Genomic DNA, 3,128 nt, shown 5'->3' with positions numbered 1-3,128 from the left:
AAGTGTAACCCAACCAGAGACTTTGTAGGTTGGGTGAAACCAAGTGTAACCCAACTAAAGACTTGGTAGAGACTTGGTAGGTTGGGTGAAACCAAGTGTAACCCAACCAGAGACTTTGTAGGTTGGGTGAAACCAAGTGTAACCCAACCAGAGTCAGCAAAGCGATCGGCTAAATTCCCCAAAAAATAGCAGCAGATTATCTATCACCATCGATCAACTCTGCTGCTACCCCCCAAATTAATTAATCAGTGGTGACAATTGCAACCCTTATGACCGCAACCATCCCCATTAGGATGGCCATTAGCACAGGCTTCGCTACAGTAATATTGGCCATTTTTGGCGATCGCTTTTGTCGTATCCACAATACACAGACAGGACTCGCAGGCGCATTTCATTTGAGTTACCGTGGTCATCAGAACTTCTCCTCAAGATATAATAGACTTATGCTTGAACAAGCTTTCATAGTAACTACTATAACATTTGAACATACTTTCAGATATATGTATCTGGAAGTTTAATAATTTCTTTAGAATTGAGATTAATCCCCCACAGTCAAACCCCCACATCACAATATGTCTGACACCCTTGATAGCAATCCCCATCACCACGACCACCAGCCCCTCGCCCCAGAGCAAATTTTGAGCAGGGAAAAGGCCCAACGGATGGCAGAATTTTTTAGTACCCTAGGAGACCCCAACCGCTGGCGTATCTTGTCAGCACTAGCCCTGAAAGAAATGCGTGTGCGAGACCTAGCCGCCGCCGTTGACATGACCGAATCCGCCGTATCCCACCAACTGAGAATTCTGAGGACCATGCGCTTTGTCAGTTATCAGAAAAGGGGACGCAATGTAGTCTATGGTCTCAAAGACCATCATATTTTCAACCTTTATCGGGATGTATCCGAACATCTCGATGAACCCGAAGATCACCCGTGAAAATCAACCGCCAATTCTGTTTCCGGAGGACCACAAATTTATAAAACCGCAACTCTACCATACAAGCGAAAAATATGCAATAACTTTCACAAAAAGCCAGCAATTCTCATTATGGAAATTTTGCCCCAGCTTATTGAGAATCATCTCAAGAGCGATTCTTGAAAGCCCCATTCTTTCGTTCAAGATTGGGCATCATCGGGCATCTTGGACAGGATGCGGGTCAAAATGAGAATTGCTGACAAAAAGCCATCCTCGGCTACCTTAAAGAATGGGGCTTTGTACCCCATTTTTTGATAAAATGGCTAGGAGTGTGACAGGTTCGGGAATATAAACTCCACCTCTGGCTAGGAGTGTGGGAGTAATTGGTCTGAACAATTTAGCAATTTTGCTTTAAAAATCGCCGAAACTGATCAATCTGTCACAGTTTTTGGGTGAACAGCTCAGTATTGTTAAGGGAGAAATAACGAATGTACAGTCCAACTGGAACTGGTGTTGCTATGAGGACAGGAGCGGCGGGCCGTATCTTTGTCTTTGAAGTCGAAGGGATGCGTCAGGGACAGAACACTGACAACTTTAACTATCCCATTCGTCGCAGTGGCACAGTCTACCTCACCGTTCCCTACGAACGCATGAACCAGGAGATGCGTCGCCTATCTAAAATGGGGGCCAAGATTGTCAATATCTACCCTGCTGGCGAAACCCCTCCGGTTCGGACTCAAGCGGCACCAGAAAATGGACAACAGAGCCAATCATCTGGAACCCAAACCCCTACTATGACTCAAGCGAAAGCCAAAACAGATATTCCTGTTAACATTTACAAGCCCAAAAATCCATATATCGGCAAATGCCTGTCTAACGAAGAGTTAGTTAGGGAAGGTGGAACCGGGACTGTTCGCCATTTGATTTTTGATATCAGTGGCGGCGACTTGCGCTATCTCGAAGGTCAGAGTATTGGTATTATTCCGCCAGGAACTGACAACAATGGCAAACCCCATAAACTCAGGCTGTATTCGATCGCCTCTACCCGTCATGGCGACCATGTAGATGATAAAACAGTTTCCCTATGTGTTCGTCAGTTGGAATATAAACACCCAGAAACCGGGGAAACCGTCTATGGAGTTTGCTCAACTTATCTGTGCAACCTGGAAGCTGGGGCTGATGTGGCTATTACTGGCCCGGTCGGTAAAGAAATGCTGCTCCCAGAGGATGAGGATGCCACTATCATTATGATGGCAACGGGTACGGGAATTGCGCCTTTCCGGGCATTCCTGTGGCGGATATTTAAGGAACAGCACGAAGATTACAAGTTCAAAGGCTTGGCTTGGCTGTTCTTTGGCATTCCTTACAGCCCCAACATCCTCTATCAACAGGAACTTGAAGAATTACAGCAACAGTTCCCTGAAAACTTCCGCCTGACATTAGCCATTAGTCGGGAACAACAAAACCCAGAAGGTGGCAAAATGTATATCCAGGATCGGATTAAGGAAAATGCTGATCAGTTATGGGAATTGATCCAAAAACCCAACACCCATACTTATATTTGCGGTCTCAAAGGTATGGAAGGCGGCATTGATGAGGGAATGTCGGCCGCAGCAGGTAAGTTTGATGTTGACTGGTCTGATTATCAGAAGCAACTCAAGAAAAAGCACCGTTGGCACGTTGAAACCTACTAGGACATCAACTTAACCATTTGACTGGCGGGCGTGGCTCTTGAGTCGCGCCCTTTTTGTGGCTGGATTGGACTGATTGGACTCTCGGCAATTATCATCAAAAAATCGCGATCGCTCCTCGAAACCTCAGAGACAAGGCAGCCCAGAGACAAGGCCTGCCTTGTGGGAATCTTAGTCAATCAGTTGATTTCCGCGTTTGTACTGCTGATAGGCTGCAAAGAATAGTCCCGCTAATGTCACCAGGATTAAGCCTAAGACGATCCCCGAAAGTAATGGTTCAATCACGTTGAAACTCCTTGATGTTAAGTTTTGATCTCCTTGGATTAATATCGCATATTCTGATACATTTACCCGACATTTATCTGGCTATAGCCATTAGGGGTCGAAAATAAAGTCGCCTTGATCTCCTCCCATTCAGCAGCAGAACCGTACATGAGACTTTCACCTCATACGGCTCCTAGTTTGACCGTGTTATGGTCGAAAGAGAAGTCACCTTCCCCAACTCCAATTGAAAACCGTGCTT

The 3,128-nt window shown here is 45.7% G+C and carries 4 protein-coding genes; 2 read left to right on the top strand and 2 right to left on the bottom strand.

Going from position 1 to position 3,128, the window contains the following annotated elements:
- Window positions 1–245: 245 nt before the first annotated feature.
- A complete protein-coding gene (locus P5674_RS23850; protein WP_006616223.1) occupies window positions 246–413 on the bottom strand; it encodes a metallothionein in 168 nt (55 codons plus the stop codon).
- 159 nt (window positions 414–572) lie between these two features.
- Between P5674_RS23850 and P5674_RS23845 the strand changes: the two genes are divergently transcribed.
- Together P5674_RS23845 and petH are read left to right on the top strand one after the other, a co-directional pair.
- A complete protein-coding gene (locus tag P5674_RS23845; RefSeq protein WP_006616222.1) occupies window positions 573–935 on the top strand; it encodes an ArsR/SmtB family transcription factor in 363 nt (120 codons plus the stop codon).
- A 467-nt stretch (window positions 936–1,402) separates the two neighbouring features.
- A complete protein-coding gene (petH, locus tag P5674_RS23840; RefSeq protein WP_006616221.1) occupies window positions 1,403–2,608 on the top strand; it encodes a ferredoxin--NADP reductase in 1,206 nt (401 codons plus the stop codon).
- Window positions 2,609–2,776: 168 nt separating this feature from the next.
- Here petH and petG read toward each other — a convergent pair whose 3' ends face one another.
- Complete coding sequence (gene petG / locus P5674_RS23835) at window positions 2,777–2,890, bottom strand: cytochrome b6-f complex subunit V (RefSeq protein ID WP_006616220.1); 114 nt, start codon at window positions 2,888–2,890, stop codon at window positions 2,777–2,779.
- Window positions 2,891–3,128 lie beyond the last annotated feature (238 nt).

It is taken from the genome of Limnospira sp. PMC 289.06 (assembly GCF_032350395.1).
Lineage (GTDB): Bacteria > Cyanobacteriota > Cyanobacteriia > Cyanobacteriales > Microcoleaceae > Limnospira > Limnospira platensis.
The sequence above is the reverse complement of the archived record's forward strand: the minus strand, read 5'-3'. Positions and strand labels throughout refer to the sequence as shown.

Coding starts and splice junctions, on each gene's coding strand:
- petH (WP_006616221.1), top strand. CDS start 1,403: ATGTACAGTCCAACTGGAACTGGTGTTGCTATGAGGACAGGAGCGGCG.
- P5674_RS23845 (WP_006616222.1), top strand. CDS start 573: ATGTCTGACACCCTTGATAGCAATCCCCATCACCACGACCACCAGCCC.
- P5674_RS23850 (WP_006616223.1), bottom strand. CDS start 413: ATGACCACGGTAACTCAAATGAAATGCGCCTGCGAGTCCTGTCTGTGT.